A 23,347-nucleotide genomic window follows, 5' to 3' on the forward strand; every position below is an offset into this window, starting at 1 on the left:
TAAGCCGTTTGGGACTTGGTCGCGGAAACCATCAGGGCCAGCGGCTACGAGTGCCGCGCAAACAGGCCGGACACACGTCTGCTTCTGACCAGTGCAAAATTACTTCAAATATGTCTTGCTATGCAGGAGCTGTCCGCACAGCCGCCGATTTATCGTTCGGGGATCAGCCCGCGCGGGCTGAACCGCAGCACTAACAACAGCACCATACCCATCGTAAACAGCCGCATATGGGCGGCGCTTTCGATGAGGTGTGCCTTGAGCGGTGATCCGTCAGCCATGCCCGCCGTTACCAGTTCCATCAGCCACAGACCCATCGGTTCGACCTGCACCCACAGGAACCAGATCAGAAACCCGCCCAGCACCGCACCGAAATTATTGCCAGACCCGCCGACGATCACCATCACCCACACCAAAAACGTGAACCGCAGCGGCTGGTAGGTGCCGGGTGTCAGTTGGCCGTCAAGGGTGGTCATCATCGCGCCCGCAATCCCGCAGATCGCAGAACCCAGCACAAAGATCTGCAAGTGCCGTGCGGTGACGTGTTTGCCCATGGCTTCGGCGGCGACCTCATTGTCGCGGATGGCGCGCATCATCCGGCCCCAAGGACTATGGAGCGCGCGCTGCGACATCCACAACAGCACCAGCAGCACGACCAAAAACAGCGCCGCATAGGCCAATTTGACCGACAACGTCGAGGCCTCGACGGGGCCAAACCCAAACGCCGCTGCCTGTGCGACAAATTCGGGGTTGTTTTGTAGCTCAATCTCAAACGGTGTGGGGCGGGGCAGGCCGATCACGTTTTTTACACCGCGCGACAGCCAGTCTTCGTTTTTTAGCACCGACAGGATAATTTCAGCGACGCCCAACGTTGCAATCGCCAGATAGTCAGACCGCAATCCAAGGGCCGTCTTGCCGATCACCCAGGCCGCTGCCGCCGCAAACAGCCCGCCCACAGGCCAAGCCACTACAACCCAAAGCCCGTGATCAAACCCGAACCCGCCCAAAAAGCCCGTAGATGCGGGGTTGATTGCCTCGACTGCATCAACACCGGGATCAAACAGCGCGCGAAAGATGAAAAATCCCGCCACCAGCAGCGCCAACACCACCAGCTTGCGCAGGGTACCCGCCGCCATACGTGACCGTACGAAAATCACCGTGATGATCACCGCCACTGCAAAGACCAACGCGCCCAGAATGGTCCAGCCGCCGGCCTCCCAGGCGCCGGGGGTCGCGGGCATGCCCATAACCACCGCAGCCAACCCGCCAAGCGCCACAAATCCCATGATGCCCACGTTAAACAGCCCCGCAAAACCCCATTGCAGGTTCACGCCCAACGCCATGATCGCCGAGATCAGCCCCATGTTGAAAATCACCAAGGCGGTGTTCCAGCCCTGCGTGACGCCGACATAGACCATCATCAGGCCAACCAGCCCAAACAGCAGCGTGTTTTTGATCGTGGGCGTCATACGGATTTTCCTTTGAACAGACCTGTGGGCTTGAACAGCAGCACGACCAGCAAGATCAAAAAGCTGACCGCGAATTTGTAATCGGTCGATAGTAGTTGCAGTAGCGTGTCAGGCGCCATGCTTTCGGGGACGATATAGGTCACGACCTTTTTCCATGCGTAGGTGATGGTGACCTCGGAGAACGCGATGACAAAGCCGCCCGCGATCGCCCCCAACGGGCTGCCCAAACCTCCCACGATGGCGCTGGCGAAAATGGGCAGCAGCAGCTGGAAATAGGTGAAGGGTTTGAACGACTTATCCAGCCCATATAGCACCCCCGCAATTGTGGCCAATGCCGCCACGATCAACCACGTGACCCGCACGACCCGTTCGGGGTTGATGCCCGACAGCAGCGCCAGATCTTCGTTGTCGGAATAGGCGCGCATAGATTTGCCCGTGCGCGTGCGGTTGAGGAACCAAAACAGCAGCACCACCACGATTATGGCGGTGACAATGGTGATGCCTTGGGTGGTTTTGAACGCCAGCCCCTCGCGCAGACCAGTCATTTCCTTGAATGTGCGCGCCGAGATAATGAACCTCTCACCGTCGAGAAATCGTTGATCATCAGGGCCAATGATGAACCGCACGATGCCGTTGAGCACGAAGGTCACACCCAAGCTGACGATCACAAAGATCACCGGTTTGGCCTTTTGCGTGCGGTAAAAGCGGTAAACCATCCGGTCGGTCGCCAGCACCAGACCCATGCACCCCAGAATGCCAAAGGGCAGGGCCAGCAGGGCGGTGGGCAGGGGCCCCAGATTTATGCCCCAGCTTTGAAACAGCCACGTGACCAGCACCGTGACCATCGCGCCGAAGGCCATCGTGTCGCCATGGGCAAAGTTTGAGAACCGCAGGATGCCATAGATCAGCGTGACCCCTAACGCCCCCAGCGCCAGTTGGCTGCCATAGGCGACGGCGGGGATGATTACGAAATTCGACAGCGCAATGATTGCGTTGAGCAGGTCCATTATTTGTTTGCCTCGCATGAACCAGACAGGGTCCAGAGGTGTTCGTTGAACGCCCCTTTTACCATTTGTCTCATTTGAAAATCGGTCTGCATATTCCGAGTGTCAAAACTCAAATTGATAAGACCGCGGCCATCCGTGGCCCCCGCTTGATACCAATCAAAATCACTGAAGTATGGTCGAACTTCCTCAAGCGTAAGTTTGAGGTCATCCCCGTCCAGAACGATCTGGCGATATGCGGTTGATGCGTCAAAAGTTCGTTGGCTCGAGCTGCATTTTTCTTGGGGTTCTACCGGAAAGTACTGAGCTAAGGAGCTACAGCCGCGCGCGCTTTGACATTCGCAAAATAAATCACTCTTGCATGAGTAGGATGTTGCGGACGCTGCAGACGCAACGAGGCAAAGCCCAAAAATAGGAATCCGCCAATAATTCATCGTCATCCCCCCAAAAACGATTTGCGCACATCCGGGTCGGCCAGCAGTTCCTTGCCGGTGCCCGTGTATGCGTTGCGGCCCTGCACCAGAACATACCCCTTGTCGGCGATCTCCAGCGCTTGGCGGGCATTTTGTTCGACCATCAGAATAGGGATGCCGGTGCGCGCGACCTCTATGATGCGGTCAAACAATTCATCCATCACGATGGGCGACACGCCCGCCGTGGGTTCATCCAACATCAAGACTTTGGGTTGCGTCATCAGCGCACGGCCCACGGCCACCTGTTGGCGCTGCCCACCCGACAATTCGCCCGCCGGTTGGCGGCGTTTGTCGCGCAGGATCGGGAACAGATCATAGATTTGTTCCATCGTGGGGCGGATATCATCGGTGCGGATAAACGCGCCCATCTCAAGGTTTTCCTCGACCGTCATCGAGGTGAAAATATTCGACGTTTGCGGCACAAAGCCCATGCCTTTGGCGACCCGGTCTTGGGGGGATAGGGCGGTGATGTCTTCGCCGTCCAGCTTCACGTGACCCTCGCGCAGGTTCAGCATGCCAAACACCGCTTTCATGCCGGTGGATTTGCCCGCGCCATTGGGCCCCACGATCACGGCAATTTCGCCGCGATCCACGGCAATGGTGCAATTGTGCAAAATATCGGGGCCTGCGCCGTAGCCGCCTGTCATCTTTTCACCGCTAAGAAACGGCCCCCCGGCAGAAGGGTGCGCGCGCCCACCGGCCGCCACAGGATGCGCCGTGCCCATGCCCGATGCATTGCCAAGCGACAGGTCTTTGTTGCCCCGGTCGGAATAGGGATCGCTGGTCATGCGCCCACCTTGTCTTTGTTTTTCAGGCCGGTGCCCAGATAGGCCTCGATTACCTGTTCGTTGGCTTTGATTTCGTCCAAGGTGCCCTGCGCCAGCACTTTGCCTTCGGCCATACAAATGACCGGGTCGCACAGTCGCCCGATGAAATCCATGTCGTGTTCGATCACCACAAAGGTGTACCCGCGGTCTTGGTTGAGCCGGATGATCGCGTCGCCGATGGTGTTCAGCAACGTGCGGTTCACACCCGCGCCGACCTCGTCCAGAAACACGATCTTGGCGTCCACCATCATGGTGCGCCCCAGTTCCAGCAGCTTTTTCTGCCCACCCGAGATTTGCCCGGCCTTTTGATCCGCCAAATGATCGATGGTCAGAAAATCCAACACCTCGTCTGCTTTGGCACGCAGGGCGCGTTCCTCGTTGGCGATCCGTTTGCGGCCAAACCACGTGTTCCACAGGGTTTCGCCCGATTGCGCCCCCGGTACCATCATCAGGTTTTCGCGGCAGGTCATCGATGAGAATTCATGCGCAATCTGAAACGTGCGCAACAGCCCTTTGTGAAATAACGTGTGGGGCGGCAGGCCGGTGATGTCTTCACCGTCCATGGTGACGCGCCCGGATGTGGGTTCAAGAACACCTGCTATCACATTGAAAAGGGTTGTTTTTCCCGCGCCATTGGGGCCGATCAACCCGGTGATCATGCCCTTTTCGATTTCCAGCGATGCGCCGTCGACCGCATGAAAGCCGCCGAAGTGTTTGTGCAGGTCGTCAACGACGATCATAGTCCTTCCCCATCCGCGCTGTTGGCGCGCGTTTTATCATTGGAACAGCCCAAGGCGCGATGCCTTGGGCTGTCCGTGTTTGATCGCCGGGTTTATTTGAACCCGATAGTGGCGTTTGCGCCGTCTTTGACTTCGATCAGGCGGTAGGTGCCGGCAGATTCGCCAGGGCCGATCAATTCAACCGCAGACGCGCCCACATAGTCCACTTCGCCACCGGCGCGCAGGATATCAAAGGCTTTGCCCAATTCGCCGGGGTAGATTTTCTCGCCGGGTGCGTTGGCCACATCCAAGATCTTGGCGCCGTAATCGGCCGGGTCGGTGCTGTCTGCGGCCTGCATGGCCAACATGAACAGCGCCGCCGCGTCATAGCTTTCGGGCGTGTAGGGCGATGTCGCGTCAAATGCGTCGCCTGCCAGCGCGGTCAGCTTTTCGATACCGTCCCCGCCAGAGCCTGCGATTTGGCCGTAAGATCCATCCAGCGCCGAACCGACATTGGTGGGCAAGCTGTCGCCGATCATCCCGCCGGGCAGGCCGAATGTTTCAAACGCACCGGAATCGAGCGCCGCATTGATGATGCCCAAACCACCCTGATCAAGATACCCGGCAACCACCAGAATATCGCCGCCCGCCGACGCCAATGCGCCCATTTCGGCAGAATAATCGGCCTTGCCGTCTTCATGGGCGGCGACGATGGTCACTTTGCCACCGATGTCTTTGAAATTGCTTTCAATTGCGTCAGCCAAACCCTTGCCATAGTCGTTGTTGGTGTAGGTCAGTGCGATGGACGTAACGCCGCGGTCTTGCAACACTTCGGCCATCACCTGACCTTCGCGGGCGTCAGACGGGGCGGTGCGGAAGAACAACCCGTTATCTTCGACAGTAGACAACCCAGGCGACGTGGCAGAGGGTGAAATCATCACCATACCGTTCGGGATTGCGACGTTTTGCAAGATCGCACCGGTCACGCCAGAACAATCACCGCCGATGATGCCGTGCACGCCATCTGAGATCAGACGTTCACCGTTTGAGGTGCTGAGGCCGTTGTCGATACAGCCGGTGTCGGCGCGCATTGGGGTTACGGTGGCCGCATCCAGCAGCTTGCCGCTGTCGGTGGCTTCTTTCATGGCCAGTTCGGCACCAGAGGCCATCGGGCCTGTCAGCGATTCAATCGGACCGGTGTAGCCCAGTAAAACCCCGAGTTTGACTTCTTTGGCATGACCGCCCGCCAATGCGGTGGTCGCCGTCAGTGCCGCAGCCGTGGAGGCCAAGAGCATCTTTTTCATTGTATTCTCCCTTGTTGGAACGTGACGTTCAAAGGTTAGCCTATGCGGGGGGTGTTCAAAAGAAAAGACCTTTCCCAAAGGGGGGAGATACGGGGCGGATGCCCTTGATATGCGCAGTTTTTCAGCAGGCTGGTGGATTTTCATTCGACGCAGGGACACCCAGCGGCCAAGGCCAATACTTACTGAAAAAACGCGGTTTTTCCCGTCAATGCAGGGGCGCGATTTACCAAAGGACCGTACCGCTATTGCCGCCACGGCGGTCGCACGGGGGCGGGGGTACGGGCGCGCCGCGCGATGATCAGATCGGCGTGCGTGCGGCGTGACTGCCCCGTTCGCGGTAGGGGGTCGTTTCGTAATGCGACCGGTAGCATTTGGAAAAATGCGACGGTGATGCAAACCCGCAAGCCAAGGCCACGTTGATCACGCTCATGTCGGTTTGCATCAGCAGGTTGCGCGCCTTTTGCAGCCGTAATTCCATATAGTACCGCTTGGGCGACCGGTTCAGGTACCGCCGGAACAGGCGCTCTAGCTGCCGCGTGCTCATGCCGACGTTTTTGGCCAAAATAGACGGGCTGATCGGTTCCTCGATGTTGGTTTCCATCAGCTGGATGACCTTGCTCAGCTTGGGGTGGCGCACGCCGATGCGGGTCGGCACCGACAGCCGTTGGGTGTCTTGGTCGGTGCGAATAGACGCATAGATCAGCTGATCTGCCACCATATTCGCCAGCTCTTCGCCCTGATGATCGGCAATCAGCTTGAGCATCAGATCAATCGATGACGTGCCCCCCGCAGTCGTGATGCGGTTGCCATCGACGACGAACACCGATTTGGTCAGCTCCACCTCTTGGAACTCTTCTGCGAAACTGTCTTGGTTTTCCCAGTGGATCGTGGCGCGTTTCCCGGTCAGCAACCCGGCCTTGGCCAAGGTAAACGCCGCCGTGCACAGCCCACCTATCAACACACCCTTGCGGGCCTCGCGGCGCAGCCACGACAATACGCGTTTGTTGGTGGCCGCCTGTACGTTGATCCCGCCGCAAATCATCAACGTGTCGTCGCGGTTGAGCTCTTCGAGATCGCCGTCCAGCCGAAACCCGCTGCCCGAGGAGGATTGCGTGGTATCGCCTCCTTCGCCCAAGATGCGCCATTCATATAGCGGTTTGCCCGCCATCCGGTTGGCAATGCGCAGGCTTTCGACGGCAGCCGAAAAGCACAGCAACGTAAAATCGTCAAGCAGCACAAAGACAAAACGCCTTGGCTTGTCGGTTGGCGGGGCCTTCCGCATGGCTGGGTGCATCTGGGACATTGCCGTCTCTTGATTTTGTTTCCCCAAGATAACGGGGTGCAAATCACCCTGCATCTTTTGCCCAGATGGTCACGGGCTGTTTGCCACGTCAAGAGGACGAATTTGTGATATGGTCACTGTGGCTAGGGTTTTGTATAGAGAATGCCGAGATACGAGCAGCCCGCCGTCCGGTGGGCCCAACCCGGAGTTGAAACGATGACCGAATGGACAAAATCAAGCTGGCGCGCCAAACCACGGATCCAGATGCCGGAGTATCCGGATCAGGCCGCACTTGAGGCCGTAGAGGCTCAGCTGGCACGATTTCCATTGTTGGTATTTGCGGGCGAAGCGCGCCGTCTGAGAACCCACTTGGCCGCAGCCGGTCGGGGCGACGCGTTCTTGTTGCAGGGCGGGGATTGCGCCGAGAGCTTTGATCAATTCAGCTCGGATGCGATCCGCGATACGTTCAAGGTGATGTTGCAGATGGCCACTGTGTTGACATACGGTGCCAAGGTGCCGGTGATCAAAGTGGGCCGCATGGCCGGTCAATTCGCCAAGCCACGCTCGGCGCCGACAGAGACCGTCGATGGTGTGGAACTGCCCAGCTACCGCGGTGACATCATCAACGACCTTGATTTCACACCGGAATCCCGCATTCCGAACCCTGATAAAATGTTGCGTGCCTACACGCAGGCGGCGGCCACACTCAACCTGATCCGCGCGTTTTCAACGGGCGGGTATGCGGACATCAACCAGGTGCACGCCTGGACGTTGGGCTTTACCGAACACGAAAAGGTCGAACGTTACCGCGACATCGCCAACCGCATTTCTGATACGCTTGATTTCATGTCGGCGGCGGGGGTCACACCGGATACCGCACACACGCTGCAATCGGTTGAATTCTATACCAGCCACGAATCCTTGCTGTTGGAATACGAAGAAGCCCTGACCCGCGTGGACAGCACCACCGGCAAATGGTTGGCGGGATCGGGCCATATGATCTGGATCGGTGACCGCACGCGCCAACCCGACGGCGCGCATGTGGAATTCGCCAGCGGTGTGCAAAACCCCATTGGCCTCAAGGCTGGCCCGTCGATGACGTCGGACGACCTGAAGGTGTTGATGGCCAAGCTGAACCCAGAAAACGAAGAGGGCCGTTTGACCCTGATCGCACGGTTTGGTGCGGGGTCGGTGGGCGAACATTTGCCCCGTTTGATCAAAACCGTGCGCGAAGAGGGGGCCAACGTCACGTGGGTGTGCGACGCGATGCACGGCAACACGATCAAATCATCGACCGGCTACAAAACGCGGCCGTTTGATTCTGTGCTGCGCGAGGTGCGTGAATTCTTTGGCGTGCATGCGGCCGAAGGTACAGTACCCGGTGGCGTGCATTTCGAGATGACCGGGCAAGACGTGACCGAATGCACCGGTGGTGTACGCGCCGTCAGCGACGAAGACCTGTCAGATCGCTACCACACAGCCTGCGACCCGCGCCTGAACGCCAGCCAATCGCTGGAACTGGCGTTTTTGGTGGCGGATGAACTGTCCAACCGCCGCGACGCGCACCGCGCCAAAGCCGCAGGTTGATCGTTTAACATTGCAAAAGCCGCCCTTGATGTTTCAGGGGCGGTTTTTTTGTGCGCGTCGGTCTGTGTTTGCACGGGTTTGTGTCGCGTTAAATCAAAGCGTGCAGCTGTGACGCGAAGTTATAGGTATGGTTTTGCATGTAGGTGAGCGCCTTGATCAACCATTATGCGGCCGTTGTTTCAGGGAACGAGTACGGCTGTACCCCTAGGTCCGGTCAGCGATGTCGCATCTACGAAACAGACTGCGCTGGACACAGCCATATGCGCAATCTGCTCGACGTGCGGCGTAGGTCTGACCCAGTGATGTGCAAACAAACAAAAACCGCCCGCACGTTCTGTGCAAGCGGTTGTCGTGATCAAAGGAGGTCGTACGTAAAAAGTCAGTCGTCGGATTTAACCAGCCGCAGATACGGCGCATGGCTGCGCGGCGTCTCGGATTTGAACGGCGCGGGCGTCTCGCGAAAGGCGTGCTCGGGCGTTTTGACCGGGGTCTTGATGGGCGTTTTCACCACTGGTTTGGATGATTTGATCGTGGGGGCAAGCCCGGCATCCGCGACAATCGGACGGACAGAGGCACGCGTTACGTCAAACCGGCGCGGGCTGCGACCCATGTCGCCAACAGAGACCAAGGCCCCCAAAACACGGCTGACATCGCCAAGGTCGCTTTTCAGCGGCATCAAGATCATCCGCGCTTCGAGCGCTGGTAGGTTCACGCCTTGGCTGGAATGGAGTTCCAAAGAGCACGTCGCGGGCTTTTCGAACACCTCTTCGAGGATATCGCTGACCTGACGGCGCGACCCTGGCGTGATGAACGACGTCAGCGGCATCCCGCGCACTTCCATGCCCATCAGGTCGCTCAGGTGGCTGCCGGCGATCCGCAACCGCGCGATACCGGGTGCGATTCGTTCAACAATGAAGGAATATTCGAGGGTTTGTTCAATGCCGCGTGGGTCAATTTCTGAACGGTTTGGCATCAAACGATTGCCGCGCAGGGTTTCCCAATAGGTTTCAAGCTGCGCTAAAGGCGTAAAAGCTTTATGTGAGAGATGCTGCGTCATACGAAATACATTGTGCGTGTTTTGCCCACCGTTGTCCATCGTCCAACCTCTTTTCCAAATAATTCGGTGCTTGCGCACGTTAAACTCTGCCGACCAGTACCAACGCTTTGAGACTAGCACGGTCCTGAACTGGTTACTGGAACCTTAATAACAATAATTTTCCACAAATGGTCGGATATGTTTACATTTGGTTAACTACCGCAAGAACATCGGCCCTTTTGGCAGGTCCTCGCCCAGGGGTTGCCCTAGAATGGCAATTCGCCATATGGCTGGCACAACAATTGGGCGAAAGGGCCAACTGCGATGATCCGCTCTATGACAGGATTTGCCTCGGCGACGGGCGGGCAGCCGCCGCATGCGTGGGCGTGGGAACTGCGGTCGGTGAACGGCAAGGGGTTGGATCTGCGCATCCGCGTGCCTGACTGGATCGGCGGATTGGAAGCAGACCTGCGCAAACTGCTGAGCGCGCAGGTCAATCGGGGCAACGTGACACTGTCGTTGCGGGTGACGCGCGAAGACCAGACCGGCGCACAACAGGTGAACGCCGCGCAACTGGCCACGGTTCTTGAGGCCATGGCGGTGATTGAGACCCATGCAAAAGATACGGGCGTGACGTTGGCGTCATCGACTGCCGCCGATATCATCGTGCTGCGCGGGGTGCTGGAGCAGCGCAATGACGCCGATGATGCAGCCCCCTTGGCGGCGGCGCTCTTGGCCGAAGCGGCGGGCGTGCTGGCCGATTTCAACGCCATGCGTGAAGCCGAAGGGGCTGCATTGTGCCGGGTTCTGGACGCGCAGTTGGATGAGATCGCAGCGCTGACCACGCAGGCGGCACATTTTGCGGATGCACGCAGCGTGGCAATGGCGCAGGCATTACAGCGCAATCTGGCCAAGGTGTTAGACAGCGTCGATGGCGCTGACCCCGACCGTGTTGCGCAAGAACTGGCGTTGATTGCGGTCAAAACCGACGTCACCGAAGAAATCGACCGTCTGGCCGCCCATGTGCAGGCCGCGCGCGATTTGATAGCGCAGGGCGGTTCGGTGGGGCGCAAGCTTGATTTCTTGATGCAGGAATTCAACCGCGAGGCCAACACGCTATGTGCCAAGGCGCAAAGCACCGAATTGACCCAATGCGGTTTGGCGCTCAAGGCGGTGATCGACCAGATGCGCGAACAGGTTCAGAATGTGGAGTAAACAATGACAGCAACGCGGCGTGGCCTTTTGATTATCCTCAGCTCACCTTCAGGGGCGGGCAAATCGACGCTGGCGGGGCGGTTGCGCGCGTGGGATCAGGACATCGAATTTTCCGTGTCGGCGACCACCCGCACCGCACGGCCCGGCGAGGTCGACGGCCGTGAATACCATTTTGTAGACGAGGCCAGTTTCAAGGCGCAGGTCAGCCAACAAGACATGCTGGAACACGCGCATGTTTTTGGCAATTTCTACGGCTCGCCGCGTGCGCCGGTGCAGGCGGCGATCGATCAGGGGCGCGATGTGTTGTTTGATATCGACTGGCAGGGCGCGCAACAGATCACCAATTCGGCGTTGGGGCCGCATACCCTGTCGATTTTTCTGTTGCCGCCGTCGATCCGCGAATTGCGCAACCGGTTGGAAAGCCGCGGCCAAGATGATGCCGAAACCATCGCGCGGCGAATGGAAAAAAGCTGGGACGAGGTCAGCCATTGGGGCGCCTATGATTTTGTGATCGTGAACGATGATCTGGATGAAACCGAACGCCAGCTGAAAACCATCATCGCCGCCACACGCCTGCGTCGCAGCCAACAGCCGCAGCTGACCGACCATGTGCGCGCGCTACAATCCGAATTCGAGGACCTGCCATGACGCTCTATGCGTTGGGCGATCACCGTCCGCAGATCCACGAGGATACGTGGGTCGCGCCAGATGCCAATCTGGTGGGGCAGGTGGTGCTGGAACAGGGCGCGTCGGTGTGGTTCGGTACGACCATCCGTGCCGATCACGAAGAGATCCGCGTGGGCCGGGGCAGCAACGTGCAGGAAAACTGCGTGTTTCATATTGATGCGGGCTATCCGCTGACCATCGGCGAAAACTGCACGATTGGGCACAAAGTCATGCTGCACGGCTGCACCATTGGCGACAATACCCTGATCGGGATGGGCGCCACCGTGCTGAACGGCGCCAAAATCGGGCGGGATTGTCTGATTGGGGCAGGCGCGTTAATCACCGAAAATAAGGTGATCCCCGATGGCAGTTTGGTGATGGGGGTGCCCGGCAAAGTCGTGCGCAGCCTTGATGCGGGCGCAATCGCCGGCCTGACACGCAGCGCGCACCACTACCAAAACAACATGCGCCGTTTTAAAGACGAACTACAAAAACTAGAAAGCTAATATGAAAAACGAAAAAGGATCTTTGATCCGCCCTGACGCGCTGCCCAGCAGCGCAAGCCGCCCCGTTGTGACCCCGCTAAGCCCGTCGGTGGTTTATGCGTCTGACACGCCCGACATGCTGGATCAGCAGTACGAAGGCGGTTTGCACGGCTATACCTACGCCCGCGAGGGCCACCCAAACGCCGATGTCGTTGCCAAGCGGCTAGATCGGATGGAAGGCGCGCCGCATATGGGCGTTGTCACCGCATCTGGCATGGCGGCGGTGTCTGCGGTGTTGTTGGGCCTGACCACAAGCGGCGAACACGTGATTGGCGGCAACCAGCTATACGGCCGGTCCCTGCGCATGATGAACGAAGACCTGCCGCGGTTGGGCATCGCCACGTCGATGGTTGACCCAGGTGATATTGCCGCCATGCGCGCCGCGATCCGCCCCGAAACGCGGATGATCGTGATCGAGGTTGTATCGAACCCCACGTTGATGGTGGCCGATATAAAAGGGCTGGCGGCCTTGTGCAAAGAGACGGGCGTGTTGCTGGTGGTGGACAACACATTCACCACGCCGCGCGCGATCCGGCCGTTTGATCTGGGCGCGGACATCGTGATCCATTCGGTGACAAAACTGCTGGCGGGGCATTCGGATGTGATGCTGGGCTATGTGGCGGCGCGCGATGTGGCGTTGAACGACCGACTGCGGGTGTTTAGCGTGACGGCAGGGTTGAACCCCAGCCCGTTTGATTGCTGGTTGGCGGAACGCGGCATGTTGTCGTTTGATCTGCGGTTTGACCGGGCTCAGGCCACCGCTGTGCAATTGGCCGACCACCTTGCGGGCTTGCCGGGTGTCACGCGGGTGATCTATCCGGGCCGCGCCGACCACCCCGACCACGCGCGCGCAAGCGACCTTCTGGGCGGGCAGTTCTGCAATATGCTGAGCTTTGTGATCGATGGGGACAGGGCTGCGGCCAATGCGTTTACCCGCGCGGCAGATGGCCTTAGCTTTGCGCCAACGCTGGGTGATGTGGGCACAACGATCTCGCATCCGGCGTCGTCGTCGCACCGGGCGCTGACCGCCGAAAACCGCGAGGCCTTGGGGATGACCGAAGGGTTCTTCCGGGTGTCGGTTGGGCTGGAAGACCCGGATGCGTTATGTGCGGTGTTCAGCGATGCGGTCGCCGCGGCGATACAGGCCTAAGTGGCGCAACCCTAAGAAAGCCCCCGCCATGAGCAAAGCCCTGTCTGACACTCTGGCTGCGGTGCCTCTTCCGGCACTGATGATTGACGGAACCGAACGGATTGTCGCGGCCAACGCGGCAGTCCGTGTTTTGATCGGTCAGGGGATCGAAGGGCGCAACTACGTCACGATGCTGCGCCAACCAGCGGTGATCGACGCGGTCGAGGCGGTGTTGCGCGACAGCCGCCCCCGCGAGGCGCAATATCTGGCCAACGACGGCGTGCAAGACACGACCTTTCAGGTCACGGTGCGGGTGGTGGCCGACCACAAGGCGATCATGCTGTGCTTTTTGGACGTGACGCATGTGGAACAAGCCGGCCAGATGCGCCGCGATTTTGTCGCCAATGTCAGCCATGAATTGCGCACCCCCCTGACGGCCTTGATGGGGTTTATCGAAACATTGCGGGGGCCCGCGCGTGATGACGCCGCCGCGCGCGACCGGTTTTTGGACATCATGGAAGGCGAGGCGGGACGCATGAACCGCCTTGTGGGCGATCTGCTGTCGCTCAGCCGGGTGGAGGGCGACGAGCGCGTGCGCCCGCGCGACACAGTGAACCTGACAGACATCCTGTCATCGGTGTTGCGGACCTTGACGCCCTTGGCCGATGAGGCGGGCGTGACGTTTGATCAGGCGTTTGGCGCGCCATCGGTTGATATGGTGGGTGATGCGGACCAGCTGATGCAGGTCTTTACCAACCTCATTGAAAACGCGATCAAATATGGGGCCTCGGGGGGGCGTGTCACGGTGCAGATCGACCGCGCGCGCCGCGACCCGGCCCTGCGTGTGCCCGGTGTGCGGGTGCATGTCATCGACTACGGCGCCGGCATTGATAGCATCCACCTGCCGCGCCTGACCGAACGGTTTTACCGCGCCGACAGCCACCGCAACCGCGCCCTTGGTGGCACCGGTCTGGGGCTGGCGATTGTGAAACACATCATCAACCGCCACCGCGGCCGGTTGCGGATCGACAGCACGTTGGGGCAGGGCACACAGTTCACGGTGATCTTGCCGGTCCAGGCGCCCACCCAAACTGACGCTGGGTAACCCTAAAGGTTGGGTGTTTGTCTGGAATAAAAACATTTATTATCAGTATTTTGGCATATTTTTATGGTTAATTCCACGGCTGTCATGAAACTGTTACGTCCCTGTCACAAAAGCATTGTCAGACGGACCTATCACCGGCCCCAAGATCACCGCGTTGGTGATTGAATTGGAACAACAGATAATGACAGGAGACATCATGTCGTTTGCAAAGCTTACAACATCCGCGCTGGCCCTTGCCGCCGTGTCTGCCACCGCCGCTGCGGCGCGCGATCAGGTGCAGGTTGCGGGGTCGTCCACTGTGCTGCCATATGCGTCTATCGTGGCCGAAGCCTTTGGCGAGAACTTTGATTTCCCGACGCCTGTGGTCGAATCCGGTGGGTCGTCGGCTGGTTTGAAACGGTTCTGCGAAGGTGTGGGCGAAAACACCATCGATATCGCAAACGCATCGCGGGCCATCAAAGACAGCGAACTGGCCGTGTGCGCCGAAAACGGTGTGAGCGAGATCATCGAGGTGCGTATCGGATACGACGGTATCGTCTTTGCGTCTGACATTGGCGGCACGTCTTTTGCGTTTACGCCCACCGATTGGTACACTGCGCTGTCGGCCGAATTGGTCGTGAATGGCGAGATCATTGCCAACCCCTATACCACCTGGGATCAGGTCAACCCGGAATTCCCCGCGCAACCCATTCAGGCGTTTGTGCCCGGCACCAAACACGGCACGCGCGAAGTGTTCGAAGACAAGGTGATCCTTGCTGGCTGCGAAGCCACGGGCGATTTCGACGCCTTTATGGCCGCGAACGGTGATGACAAAAAAGCCGCCGAAAAGGCTTGTATCGGGCTGCGCACCGATGGCCGGTCTGTCGATATCGACGGTGACTACACCGAAACACTGGCCCGCATCGAAAGCAACCGCGACGGGATCGGCGTGTTTGGTCTGGCGTTTTACGAAAACAACACCGACAAACTGCAAGTCGCCAATATGTCCGGTGTGACGCCGTCAACCGAAACGATCTCAACCGGTGAATACCCGGTGTCGCGTCCGTTGTTCTTTTACATCAAAAAGGCGCATATCGGCGTGATCCCCGGCCTGAAGGACTTTGCGGAGTTCTTTGTAGCAGATGAGATCGCAGGCCCCGATGGCCCGTTGTCTGAATACGGTCTGGTGGCGGATCCGGCGTTGGAAGACACGCAATCGGCCGTCGCGGACGAAACGGTTCTGGGATCACAATCCTAAGCCGATCAATATGATAGCATCAGGGGCGGCGCAGGCCGCCTTTGATACGTGACAGGCGCAAGCCGAAAGTAGGATAGGCCAAATGGGTTTAGGTTTGACCGGATATGTTGTGGGGGCGGTGCTGCTGTTGACGGTGGCGGTGTTTGTCGCGACCCGCAGCCGCGCCAAGGCCAGCGTGGGCGGGGATGTGCGTTTGCTGCATTCGCTGCCCAATTACTACGGCTATAACGCTGCGATGTTCACGGCGGTGCCTGCGTTGGGCGTTCTGGCGATATGGCTGTTGGCGCAGCCCATGATGATCGAAAGCGCCGTGTTCAAGATGATCCCCGATCAGCTGGTGGGCGAAGGATCGTCGCGCGGGTTGGTGATGAGCGACGTGCGCCGCGTGGCCGAAGGGCTGGATATCGCGGTGGCACAAGGCGCGCTAAGCGCAGATCAGGCCGACACCATCCGCACAGATCAAAGCGACGTGCGCGCCATTTTGGCCGATGTCGGCGTGGCGCTGGGGTCGGATGTGCAACCGCAAGTGTTGGGTGCCGCGCAAAGCTATCGCGCGCGGTCAACCACGGGGTCATTCTGGATGGTGATCGTGGTGGGCGCGTTGGCCTTGGTGGGCGCGTCGGGGGCCTATGCGGTCACCAACGGCACATTCCGGGCGCGGAACGTCGTAGAACGCGGCGCGCTGGGTCTGTTGATGCTGGCGGCGTCCTTGGCGATTTTGACAACCGTGGGCATCGTGTTGTCCATGCTGTTTGAAAGCATCAATTTCTTTCGCCTGCACCCTTGGACAGATTTCTTTTTGGGCGGCAGTTGGGCGCCGAATTTCCGCGGCGACAGTGATCTGTCGATCCTGCCGTTGTTGTGGGGCACGCTTTATATTTCCATTATCGCGCTGATGGTCGCGGTGCCTGTTGGGCTGTTTGCCGCGATTTACCTCAGTGAATATGCAGGCGCCAAAACCCGCGCGGTGGCCAAACCGTTGCTCGAGATCCTCGCGGGGATCCCCACCATTGTTTACGGTCTTTTTGCGCTGCTGACGGTGGGCCCTGCGTTGGTCAGTGTCTTTGGGCGCGGCGACGAAGGCCTGCTGGGTGTCGACTGGATGAGCGGCGCGACCGCCGTGCTGACGGCGGGTTTGGTGATGGGGATCATGCTGATCCCGTTTGTGTCTTCGCTGAGCGACGATATCATCAACGCGGTGCCACAGTCTTTGCGCGACGGGTCGTTTGGCCTGGGGGCGACGCACTCTGAAACCATCCGTCAGGTAGTGATCCCGGCGGCGTTGCCGGGCATTGTGGGGGCGGTGTTGTTGGCTGCCAGCCGTGCCATTGGCGAAACCATGATTGTGGTGCTGGGCGCAGGCGCGATTGCCAAATTTTCCGCCAACCCGTTAGAGGCCATGACGACCATCACCACCCGGATCGTCAGCCAACTGACCGGTGATACCGATTTTGCCAGCCCTGAGACGTTGGTGGCTTTTGCCTTGGGTCTCACGCTCTTTGTGCTGACCTTGGGGCTTAATATTGTCGCGCTATACATTGTGCGCAAATACCGGGAGCAATACGAATGACGGACGCAATGTCATCGCCCACCCCTGCCGAACAGCCGGTGCCCGGCAAGGGGTCGTTGCTGACCCAAGACGGGCGCACACGCAAACGCAACGCCGCCGAGGCGCGGTTCAAGGGCTACGGGATCGGTGCGATTTGTATCGGTATGCTGATGCTGACGATCTTGGTGTTCAACATCGTGTCGCGCGGGGCGGGGGCGTTTCAACAGACGTTTGTCACCGTAGACGTCACCCTGTTGGAAGCCAAACTGGACAAAAAGGGCAACCGTGACCCTGCGGATCTGCGCAAAGTATCGACCTTTGGGTATGCGCCCCTCCTGCGCACCGCGTTTGAGGACAAAGTGACCGCGGAGGGTCTTGCGACCGAACTCAGCGCCAAAAAGATGGCGGGCATTTTGTCAGCCGGGGCACCTGCGCAGTTGCGGGACTTTGTGCTGGCTGATCCCACGCAAATCGGGTCAACGGTCACGTTTGAATTTCTGGCCTCTAGCCGGGTGGACGGGTACCTGAAAGGCCGCGTCAGCCGCGACAGCATCGCCAATGACAAAAAGATCAGCCCCGAACAGCTTGATTTTGTGGACCAATTGATTGCCGCGGGGGCGATCCAGAAGCGGTTCAACCTTGCGTTTATCACCGGCGCCGACAGCTCGGACGCGCGGCCCGAAGCGGCGGGTATGGGGGTGTCGATGGTGGGGTCGTTGTTCATGATGCTGGTGGTGTTGGCGCTGGCGCTGCCCATTGGTGTCGCAGCCAGCATCTACCTCGAGGAATTCGCACCCAAAAACTGGGTCACCGACATTATCGAGGTGAACATATCTAACTTGGCGGCCGTGCCATCTATCGTGTTCGGTATCTTGGGGCTGGCGGTGTTTATCAACTATATGCACCTGCCGACATCCGCGCCCTTGGTGGGCGGGCTGGTGCTGACGTTGATGACGCTGCCCACGATCATCATCTCGACGCGCGCGTCGCTCAAGGCGGTGCCCCCATCGATCCGCGATGCGGCATTGGGGGTGGGCGCATCCAAAATGCAATCGGTGTTCCACCACGTGCTCCCCTTGGCGGCACCGGGTATTTTGACGGGCACGATCATTGGATTGGCGCAGGCGTTGGGCGAAACGGCGCCGCTGTTGTTGATCGGGATGGTGGGGTTCATCGCCTCAAACCCGCCTGATAGCATCGCCAGCGGGTTGCTGGATCCGAACTCGGCCATGCCGGCGCAAATTTACGAATGGGCCAAACGCGCCGACCCTGCGTTTTACGAACGTGCGTGGGGGGGTATTATCATCCTGCTGGTGTTTTTGATTACCATGAACACCATCGCCGTTATTTTGCGTCGCCGCTTTGAGCGGCGCTGGTAAATGAGCTCGCGTTGAGCGGCGCTGGTAAATGGGAAGGACGGCACAATGAACGATATGAGTATACTGGAGAAAAACGTGGACACCAACGCCATCAAGATCGCCGCGCGCGGGGTGCAAGTGTATTACGGCGACACCCACGCCATCAAAGACGTGGATGTTGATATTCAGGACAAAACCGTGACTGCATTTATCGGCCCGTCGGGGTGTGGTAAATCGACGTTCCTGCGGTGTTTGAACCGGATGAATGACACTATCGATGTGTGCCGTGTCTCTGGCGATATCCGGATCGACGGCGAAGACATCTATGACAAGCGCGTCGACCCTGTGCAGCTGCGCGCCAAGGTGGGGATGGTGTTTCAAAAGCCCAACCCCTTTCCCAAATCGATCTACGACAATGTGGCCTACGGGCCGCGCATCCACGGGCTGGCCAAGAACAAATCCGAACTGGACGACATCGTCGAACGTGCGTTGCGGCGCGGGGCCATCTGGAACGAGGTCAAGGACCGGCTGCATGCGCCCGGCACTGGCCTGTCGGGTGGTCAACAGCAACGGTTGTGCATCGCGCGCGCCGTGGCGACCGAACCCGAAGTGTTGTTGATGGACGAGCCTTGTTCGGCGCTGGACCCGATTGCCACCGCGCAGGTCGAAGAATTGATCGATGAATTGCGGCAAAACTATTCCGTGGTGATCGTGACCCATTCGATGCAACAAGCCGCCCGGGTCAGTCAGAAAACCGCGTTTTTCCATCTGGGAAATTTGGTGGAATACGGCGAAACCGCTACGATTTTTACCAACCCCGTCGACCCGCGCACCGAAAGCTATATCACTGGCCGAATTGGATAATATCATGCAAGAGCAACATATTGCGTCAGCATTTGACCGCGACCTAGAGACCATTCAGGCAAAGATCATGAAGATGGGTGGGTTGGTTGAGGCCGCGATCCGCGACGGCGCCACATCGCTTGATACGCGCGACGAAGATCTGGCCGAACGCGTGCGCGCCAATGACCGCATGATTGATACCCTCGAAGAAACGATCAACGAAGAGGCCGCGCGTGTGATTGCCCTGCGCGCACCCACCGCCCGCGATTTGCGGCTGATCCTGAGCGTGATCAAGATCAGCGCCAATCTGGAACGCATCGGGGATTATGCGAAAAACATGGCCAAACGCACCGGTGTTCTGTCGCAGATGGCGCCTGTGGATGATGGCACCGCCGCGCTGCGCCGGATGTCGCGTGAAGTGGAGCGGATGCTGAAAGACGCGCTGGATGCCTATATTCAGCGTGACGCGGAATGGGCGTTAGAGGTGATCAACCGCGACAAAGACATCGACCAGATGTACAATGCGCTGTTCCGGGAATTTCTGACCTTTATGATGGAAGATCCGCGCAATATCACCGCCTGTATGCACCTGCATTTCATAGCCAAGAACATCGAGCGCATGGGGGACCATGTGACGTCTATCGCCGAACAGGTGGTGTATCTGGTGACGGGCGAACACCCCGAAGAGGCGCGCCCCAAGGCCGATAAAACATCCGTGATTTCAGAAGGATAACGCAGATGTCTGCTGATCAACCCCGCGTTTTGGTGGTGGAGGACGAGCCCGCGCAACGCGAGGTTCTGGCCTACAACCTAGAGGCCGAAGGCTTTGCTGTCAGCCGGGCTGAAAACGGTGAAGAGGCTTTGATGTTGGTCGAAGAAACCGCGCCGGATGTGATTGTGTTGGATTGGATGATGCCCAATCTGTCGGGCATCGAAGTGTGCCGCCGGCTCAAGATCAAAACAGAAACGCGCGGCATTCCGATTATCATGTTGTCGGCGCGTTCCGAAGAGGTCGACCGGGTGCGGGGGCTGGAAACCGGCGCCGATGATTACGTGATCAAACCCTATTCGGTGATCGAATTGATGGCGCGGGTGCGCAGCCAGTTGCGGCGCGTGCGCCCTGCGGCCTCGGGTGAGCGGTTGGAATACCAAGATATCGTGCTGGATGCGACCAGTCACCGGGTCAACCGGGGCGTCAGTGAATTGAAACTGGGGCCCACCGAATTTCGCCTGCTGTCCACGTTCATGGAAAAACCGGGGCGGGTATTTTCGCGAGAACAGCTGCTGGACCGTGTCTGGGGCCGTGATATCTACGTTGATACCCGCACGGTAGATGTGCATATCGGGCGCCTGCGCAAGGCGTTGACCCAGCACGGTGGTCCCGACCCGTTGCGCACGGTGCGCGGGGCCGGATACGCGTTGGGTTAACCGCCCACGGGCCGCAGATGCAGGATCTCGCGCGCCTGTGCGCAGGTGGCGACGGGGCGTTCGTATTTCTCGCACAGTGCCGCCGCGCGCGCGATTAGCGCCGCATTTGACGGCGCGAGGGTGTCGCGGTCCAGCCGCACGTTATCTTCGAGACCGGCGCGTGTATGGCCGCCTGCCGCAATCGCCCATTCGTTGACCTCGATCTGTGCGGGGCCGATCCCGGCGGCACACCAGGCCGCACCCGGCGCGCGGGATTTCACGGTTTCGACATAGAAATCAAACACCTCACGATCGGCGGGCATGGCGTTTTTGACCCCCATCACGAATTGCACATATAGCCGCCCCTGCAGTAGCCCGGCGTTGTGCATGCGGATGGCGTGCAGGATATGCGACAGATCAAAGGCCTCGATTTCGGGGGTGACGGCATAGGTTTGCATTTCGCGGGCCAACCACGCGACAAGGTCGGGCGGGTTCTCATAGACGCGGGTGGGGAAGTTGTTGGACCCCACCGACAGTGATGCCATGTCAGGCCGCAGGGGCAGCATCCCGCCGCGTTCGGCCCCCGCACCAGACCGCCCACCGGTCGAGAACTGGATGATCATGCCGGGGCAGTGGCGTTCGACGCCTTCCTTCAGCCGCGCGAATTTCTCGGGATCAGACGAGGGTGTCTGGTCGGCGTTGCGCACGTGGGCATGGCAGATCGATGCGCCCGCCTCATACGCGGCATGGGTGCTTTCGATCTGCTCGGTTACCGAAATGGGCACCGCAGGGTTGGCTGCTTTGGTGGGGACGCTGCCGGTGATGGCGACGCATAAAATGCACGGGTCAGACATCGAAAAACACCGTTTCCTGAGGGCCTTGGAGATGGATATCAAAACGGTATTGGCCCGGTTTCACATCTGTTGCAACCAATGTTTGGCGGTGCGTTGGGTCCTGAATATGTGCCAACACCGGGTCTATGGCATGGGCCGCCGTGTCTTGGGGGAAATACATCCGCGTATGCAGCCCGATATTCAGGCCCCGCGCCACGATCCACAGGGTGATATGGGGCGCCATATCTGGCCCAGTGTCTTGCACAATCGCGCCCGGTTTGATCGTCTGGATCTGCCACAGGCCGGTGTCTGCGTCTGCGGCGTGCCGCCCCCAACCCGTGAACCCTGCGGCCGTAGTGGCATAGCGGCCTGCGGCATCGGCCTGCCAGGTCTCTATCATCGCGTCCTTGACCGGCGCACCGGTGCCATCAAAGATCGTGCCGTGCACGGTGATCCGCGTGCCTTGGGTGTCATCGGCGATAGGGCGCGTGCCCAGATCGTAGGGGTAGACCCCCGAAATCCCTGATTGGTTGGGCAGGCATCCGATATGCACATAGGGGCCCGCCGTTTGTGATGCGGTTTCATGTCGTGACATTACGTGCCCTCGGGTCTGTTTTCGAAATAGTGCGCATGGCGTCCGCGCAAGGTGATATCAAAGCGGTAGGCGCGCGCGTCCATCGGCACAGTGGCCTGCATATCCAGCGGCGCGATCAGTCGTTCAATCGCGGCCCTGTCGGGGATCGCCGTCACAATCGGGCAGCGCCAGATCAACGGATCTCCTTCGAAGTACATTTGGGTGATCAACCGTTGTGCAAAGCTATGGCCAAACACAGAAAAATGGATATGCGCCGGCCGCCAAGCGTTCGCGCCATTGGGCCACGGGTAGGGCGCTGGCATCACCGTGCGAAACACATAGCGGCCGTCGTGATCGGTGATCGTGCGCCCGCAGCCGCCGAAATTGGGGTCAAGCGGGGCAAGGTAGCCTTCGCTTTTGTGACGGTACCGCCCGCCTGCGTTGGCCTGCCACACCTCGACCAGCGTGTGGGGCACGGCGCGCCCGGTTTCATCACGCACCTGACCGTGCACGATGATACGCGGCCCGATCGCAGTTTGGCCGGGGGCTGCGTGGTTGACCATCAGGTCATTGTCCAGCGGGCCCAAAATATCGTGACCAAAGACCGGGCCCGTCTCTTCGCTTGGGGTGCTGGGCATCGTGACCTTGCCCCGTGTCGGAGACCGGGTGCGGCTGGTTTTATAGGCCGGGGCCAATGCGGGGGGCTGGCGTGTCCAGTCGCGGGCCATGATGCGGCCCGTGTCGTTGGTCACGCAGGGGGCTCCATGTCTTTGAAGGTGTCTTTGGCCAGTTTCAGCGCGCGATTGGCACGCGGCACACCCGCATAGATCGCAACATGCTGGAACGCCTCGATCACGTCGCGTTGGCTGGCACCGGTGTGCAAGGTGGCGCGAATATGCATGGGGATTTCGTCAAAATTCCCGGTTGCGGCCAACAGCGCCAGCGTGATCATTGACCTTTCGCGCAGGCTGATCCCATCCGAGGCCCAGACCGTCCCCCATGCCCCTTCGGTGATCAGTTGCTGAAAATCCGCGTCAAGGTCGGTTTTGGCGGCTTCGGCGCGGTCAACATGCGCGTCCCCCAGAACCTGACGGCGGATCTGCATGCCGGTGTCGTAGCGGTGTGTCATGGGAGCCCTCTGTCTTGCGCCACCAACAGCTTAGGGGATGGTCCGGGCCAAAGCAAAGC

The 23,347-nt window shown here is 59.3% G+C and carries 23 protein-coding genes; 12 read left to right on the top strand and 11 right to left on the bottom strand.

Annotated elements, in window-relative coordinates:
• Positions 1-149 precede the first annotated feature (149 nt).
• The 6 genes from ABJH13_RS00560 to ABJH13_RS00585 form a co-directional block, all read right to left on the bottom strand.
• Positions 150-1,466, bottom strand: a complete 1,317-nt coding sequence (locus ABJH13_RS00560; protein WP_348404262.1) for a branched-chain amino acid ABC transporter permease — start codon at positions 1,464-1,466, stop codon at positions 150-152.
• Positions 1,463-2,473, bottom strand: a complete 1,011-nt coding sequence (locus ABJH13_RS00565) for a branched-chain amino acid ABC transporter permease (protein ID WP_348404263.1) — start codon at positions 2,471-2,473, stop codon at positions 1,463-1,465. The genes ABJH13_RS00560 and ABJH13_RS00565 overlap by 4 nt, the downstream gene beginning before the upstream one ends.
• Before the next feature lie 433 nt (positions 2,474-2,906).
• On the bottom strand, positions 2,907-3,731 hold the full coding sequence (locus ABJH13_RS00570) for an ABC transporter ATP-binding protein (protein WP_348404264.1): 825 nt from the start codon (positions 3,729-3,731) through the stop codon (positions 2,907-2,909).
• Complete coding sequence (locus ABJH13_RS00575) at positions 3,728-4,510, bottom strand: ABC transporter ATP-binding protein (RefSeq protein ID WP_348404265.1); 783 nt, start codon at positions 4,508-4,510, stop codon at positions 3,728-3,730. The genes ABJH13_RS00570 and ABJH13_RS00575 overlap by 4 nt, the downstream gene beginning before the upstream one ends.
• Before the next feature lie 92 nt (positions 4,511-4,602).
• Positions 4,603-5,793, bottom strand: coding sequence for an ABC transporter substrate-binding protein (locus tag ABJH13_RS00580; protein WP_348404266.1), 1,191 nt, complete (start codon positions 5,791-5,793; stop codon positions 4,603-4,605).
• Positions 5,794-6,091: 298 nt separating this feature from the next.
• On the bottom strand, positions 6,092-7,096 hold the full coding sequence (locus ABJH13_RS00585) for a GlxA family transcriptional regulator (RefSeq protein WP_348404267.1): 1,005 nt from the start codon (positions 7,094-7,096) through the stop codon (positions 6,092-6,094).
• Between the two features lie 195 nt (positions 7,097-7,291).
• On the opposite strand from ABJH13_RS00585, the gene ABJH13_RS00590 reads away from it, so the two are divergent.
• Positions 7,292-8,662, top strand: coding sequence for a 3-deoxy-7-phosphoheptulonate synthase class II (locus tag ABJH13_RS00590; RefSeq protein WP_348404268.1), 1,371 nt, complete (start codon positions 7,292-7,294; stop codon positions 8,660-8,662).
• Positions 8,663-9,041: 379 nt separating this feature from the next.
• Here ABJH13_RS00590 and ABJH13_RS00595 read toward each other — a convergent pair whose 3' ends face one another.
• Entirely contained in the window at positions 9,042-9,719 is a 678-nt protein-coding gene (locus ABJH13_RS00595) for a PAS domain-containing protein (RefSeq protein ID WP_348404269.1), read from the bottom strand.
• A gap of 303 nt (positions 9,720-10,022) precedes the next feature.
• Between ABJH13_RS00595 and ABJH13_RS00600 the strand changes: the two genes are divergently transcribed.
• From ABJH13_RS00600 to phoB, 11 genes are all read left to right on the top strand, one after another.
• Positions 10,023-10,913 carry a YicC/YloC family endoribonuclease gene (locus ABJH13_RS00600; protein WP_348404270.1) on the top strand — a complete coding sequence of 297 codons (891 nt, stop codon included), beginning with the start codon at positions 10,023-10,025 and terminating at the stop codon, positions 10,911-10,913.
• A gap of 3 nt (positions 10,914-10,916) precedes the next feature.
• Positions 10,917-11,561, top strand: a complete 645-nt coding sequence (gmk, locus tag ABJH13_RS00605) for a guanylate kinase (protein ID WP_348404271.1) — start codon at positions 10,917-10,919, stop codon at positions 11,559-11,561.
• Positions 11,558-12,085, top strand: coding sequence for a gamma carbonic anhydrase family protein (locus ABJH13_RS00610; protein WP_348404272.1), 528 nt, complete (start codon positions 11,558-11,560; stop codon positions 12,083-12,085). The genes gmk and ABJH13_RS00610 overlap by 4 nt, the downstream gene beginning before the upstream one ends.
• Position 12,086: 1 nt before the next feature.
• Complete coding sequence (locus tag ABJH13_RS00615) at positions 12,087-13,274, top strand: aminotransferase class V-fold PLP-dependent enzyme (protein ID WP_348404273.1); 1,188 nt, start codon at positions 12,087-12,089, stop codon at positions 13,272-13,274.
• A 28-nt stretch (positions 13,275-13,302) separates the two neighbouring features.
• Positions 13,303-14,358 (top strand): ATP-binding protein, encoded by a 1,056-nt coding sequence (locus ABJH13_RS00620; protein ID WP_348404274.1) that lies wholly within the window; start codon positions 13,303-13,305, stop codon positions 14,356-14,358.
• Positions 14,359-14,554: 196 nt separating this feature from the next.
• A complete protein-coding gene (locus ABJH13_RS00625) occupies positions 14,555-15,595 on the top strand; it encodes a substrate-binding domain-containing protein (RefSeq protein ID WP_348404275.1) in 1,041 nt (346 codons plus the stop codon).
• An 82-nt stretch (positions 15,596-15,677) separates the two neighbouring features.
• The gene (gene pstC / locus ABJH13_RS00630; RefSeq protein WP_348404276.1) at positions 15,678-17,165 is read left to right on the top strand and encodes a phosphate ABC transporter permease subunit PstC; all 1,488 of its coding nucleotides are present in this window, start codon (positions 15,678-15,680) and stop codon (positions 17,163-17,165) included.
• Positions 17,162-18,523: a phosphate ABC transporter permease PstA gene (pstA, locus tag ABJH13_RS00635; RefSeq protein WP_348404277.1), complete on the top strand. Its 1,362-nt coding sequence runs from the start codon at positions 17,162-17,164 to the stop codon at positions 18,521-18,523. Before pstC ends, pstA begins: the two co-directional genes overlap by 4 nt.
• 45 nt (positions 18,524-18,568) lie before the next feature.
• Positions 18,569-19,366: a phosphate ABC transporter ATP-binding protein PstB gene (pstB, locus tag ABJH13_RS00640; protein ID WP_348404278.1), complete on the top strand. Its 798-nt coding sequence runs from the start codon at positions 18,569-18,571 to the stop codon at positions 19,364-19,366.
• Between the two features lie 4 nt (positions 19,367-19,370).
• Positions 19,371-20,078: a phosphate signaling complex protein PhoU gene (gene phoU, locus ABJH13_RS00645; RefSeq protein WP_348404279.1), complete on the top strand. Its 708-nt coding sequence runs from the start codon at positions 19,371-19,373 to the stop codon at positions 20,076-20,078.
• A 5-nt stretch (positions 20,079-20,083) separates the two neighbouring features.
• Complete coding sequence (gene phoB, locus ABJH13_RS00650; protein WP_348404280.1) at positions 20,084-20,773, top strand: phosphate regulon transcriptional regulator PhoB; 690 nt, start codon at positions 20,084-20,086, stop codon at positions 20,771-20,773.
• Here the strand turns inward: phoB and ABJH13_RS00655 are convergent.
• From ABJH13_RS00655 to pcaC, 4 genes are read right to left on the bottom strand one after another with little or no spacing between them, the layout of a single operon-like run.
• Complete coding sequence (locus ABJH13_RS00655; protein ID WP_348404281.1) at positions 20,770-21,606, bottom strand: 3-keto-5-aminohexanoate cleavage protein; 837 nt, start codon at positions 21,604-21,606, stop codon at positions 20,770-20,772. The genes phoB and ABJH13_RS00655 overlap by 4 nt on opposite strands.
• A complete protein-coding gene (gene pcaG, locus ABJH13_RS00660) occupies positions 21,599-22,180 on the bottom strand; it encodes a protocatechuate 3,4-dioxygenase subunit alpha (protein WP_348404282.1) in 582 nt (193 codons plus the stop codon). The genes ABJH13_RS00655 and pcaG overlap by 8 nt, the downstream gene beginning before the upstream one ends.
• A complete protein-coding gene (pcaH, locus tag ABJH13_RS00665) occupies positions 22,180-22,887 on the bottom strand; it encodes a protocatechuate 3,4-dioxygenase subunit beta (protein WP_348404292.1) in 708 nt (235 codons plus the stop codon). The genes pcaG and pcaH overlap by 1 nt, the downstream gene beginning before the upstream one ends.
• Before the next feature lie 20 nt (positions 22,888-22,907).
• On the bottom strand, positions 22,908-23,288 hold the full coding sequence (gene pcaC, locus ABJH13_RS00670) for a 4-carboxymuconolactone decarboxylase (RefSeq protein WP_348404283.1): 381 nt from the start codon (positions 23,286-23,288) through the stop codon (positions 22,908-22,910).
• Between the last annotated feature and the right edge of the window lie 59 nt (positions 23,289-23,347).

Source organism: Roseobacter sp., from assembly GCF_039970775.1.
In the GTDB taxonomy this organism is placed as follows: domain Bacteria; phylum Pseudomonadota; class Alphaproteobacteria; order Rhodobacterales; family Rhodobacteraceae; genus Roseobacter.

Bases quoted from the DNA above. Each gene is read 5' to 3' on its own strand.
- ABJH13_RS00560 (WP_348404262.1), bottom strand. From the start codon at position 1,466: ATGACGCCCACGATCAAAAACACGCTGCTGTTTGGGCTGGTTGGCCTG.
- ABJH13_RS00565 (WP_348404263.1), bottom strand. From the start codon at position 2,473: ATGGACCTGCTCAACGCAATCATTGCGCTGTCGAATTTCGTAATCATC.
- ABJH13_RS00570 (WP_348404264.1), bottom strand. From the start codon at position 3,731: ATGACCAGCGATCCCTATTCCGACCGGGGCAACAAAGACCTGTCGCTT.
- ABJH13_RS00575 (WP_348404265.1), bottom strand. From the start codon at position 4,510: ATGATCGTCGTTGACGACCTGCACAAACACTTCGGCGGCTTTCATGCG.
- ABJH13_RS00580 (WP_348404266.1), bottom strand. From the start codon at position 5,793: ATGAAAAAGATGCTCTTGGCCTCCACGGCTGCGGCACTGACGGCGACC.
- ABJH13_RS00585 (WP_348404267.1), bottom strand. From the start codon at position 7,096: ATGTCCCAGATGCACCCAGCCATGCGGAAGGCCCCGCCAACCGACAAG.
- ABJH13_RS00590 (WP_348404268.1), top strand. From the start codon at position 7,292: ATGACCGAATGGACAAAATCAAGCTGGCGCGCCAAACCACGGATCCAG.
- ABJH13_RS00595 (WP_348404269.1), bottom strand. From the start codon at position 9,719: ATGACGCAGCATCTCTCACATAAAGCTTTTACGCCTTTAGCGCAGCTT.
- ABJH13_RS00600 (WP_348404270.1), top strand. From the start codon at position 10,023: ATGATCCGCTCTATGACAGGATTTGCCTCGGCGACGGGCGGGCAGCCG.
- gmk (WP_348404271.1), top strand. From the start codon at position 10,917: ATGACAGCAACGCGGCGTGGCCTTTTGATTATCCTCAGCTCACCTTCA.
- ABJH13_RS00610 (WP_348404272.1), top strand. From the start codon at position 11,558: ATGACGCTCTATGCGTTGGGCGATCACCGTCCGCAGATCCACGAGGAT.
- ABJH13_RS00615 (WP_348404273.1), top strand. From the start codon at position 12,087: ATGAAAAACGAAAAAGGATCTTTGATCCGCCCTGACGCGCTGCCCAGC.
- ABJH13_RS00620 (WP_348404274.1), top strand. From the start codon at position 13,303: ATGAGCAAAGCCCTGTCTGACACTCTGGCTGCGGTGCCTCTTCCGGCA.
- ABJH13_RS00625 (WP_348404275.1), top strand. From the start codon at position 14,555: ATGTCGTTTGCAAAGCTTACAACATCCGCGCTGGCCCTTGCCGCCGTG.
- pstC (WP_348404276.1), top strand. From the start codon at position 15,678: ATGGGTTTAGGTTTGACCGGATATGTTGTGGGGGCGGTGCTGCTGTTG.
- pstA (WP_348404277.1), top strand. From the start codon at position 17,162: ATGACGGACGCAATGTCATCGCCCACCCCTGCCGAACAGCCGGTGCCC.
- pstB (WP_348404278.1), top strand. From the start codon at position 18,569: ATGAACGATATGAGTATACTGGAGAAAAACGTGGACACCAACGCCATC.
- phoU (WP_348404279.1), top strand. From the start codon at position 19,371: ATGCAAGAGCAACATATTGCGTCAGCATTTGACCGCGACCTAGAGACC.
- phoB (WP_348404280.1), top strand. From the start codon at position 20,084: ATGTCTGCTGATCAACCCCGCGTTTTGGTGGTGGAGGACGAGCCCGCG.
- ABJH13_RS00655 (WP_348404281.1), bottom strand. From the start codon at position 21,606: ATGTCTGACCCGTGCATTTTATGCGTCGCCATCACCGGCAGCGTCCCC.
- pcaG (WP_348404282.1), bottom strand. From the start codon at position 22,180: ATGTCACGACATGAAACCGCATCACAAACGGCGGGCCCCTATGTGCAT.
- pcaH (WP_348404292.1), bottom strand. From the start codon at position 22,887: ATGGCCCGCGACTGGACACGCCAGCCCCCCGCATTGGCCCCGGCCTAT.
- pcaC (WP_348404283.1), bottom strand. From the start codon at position 23,288: ATGACACACCGCTACGACACCGGCATGCAGATCCGCCGTCAGGTTCTG.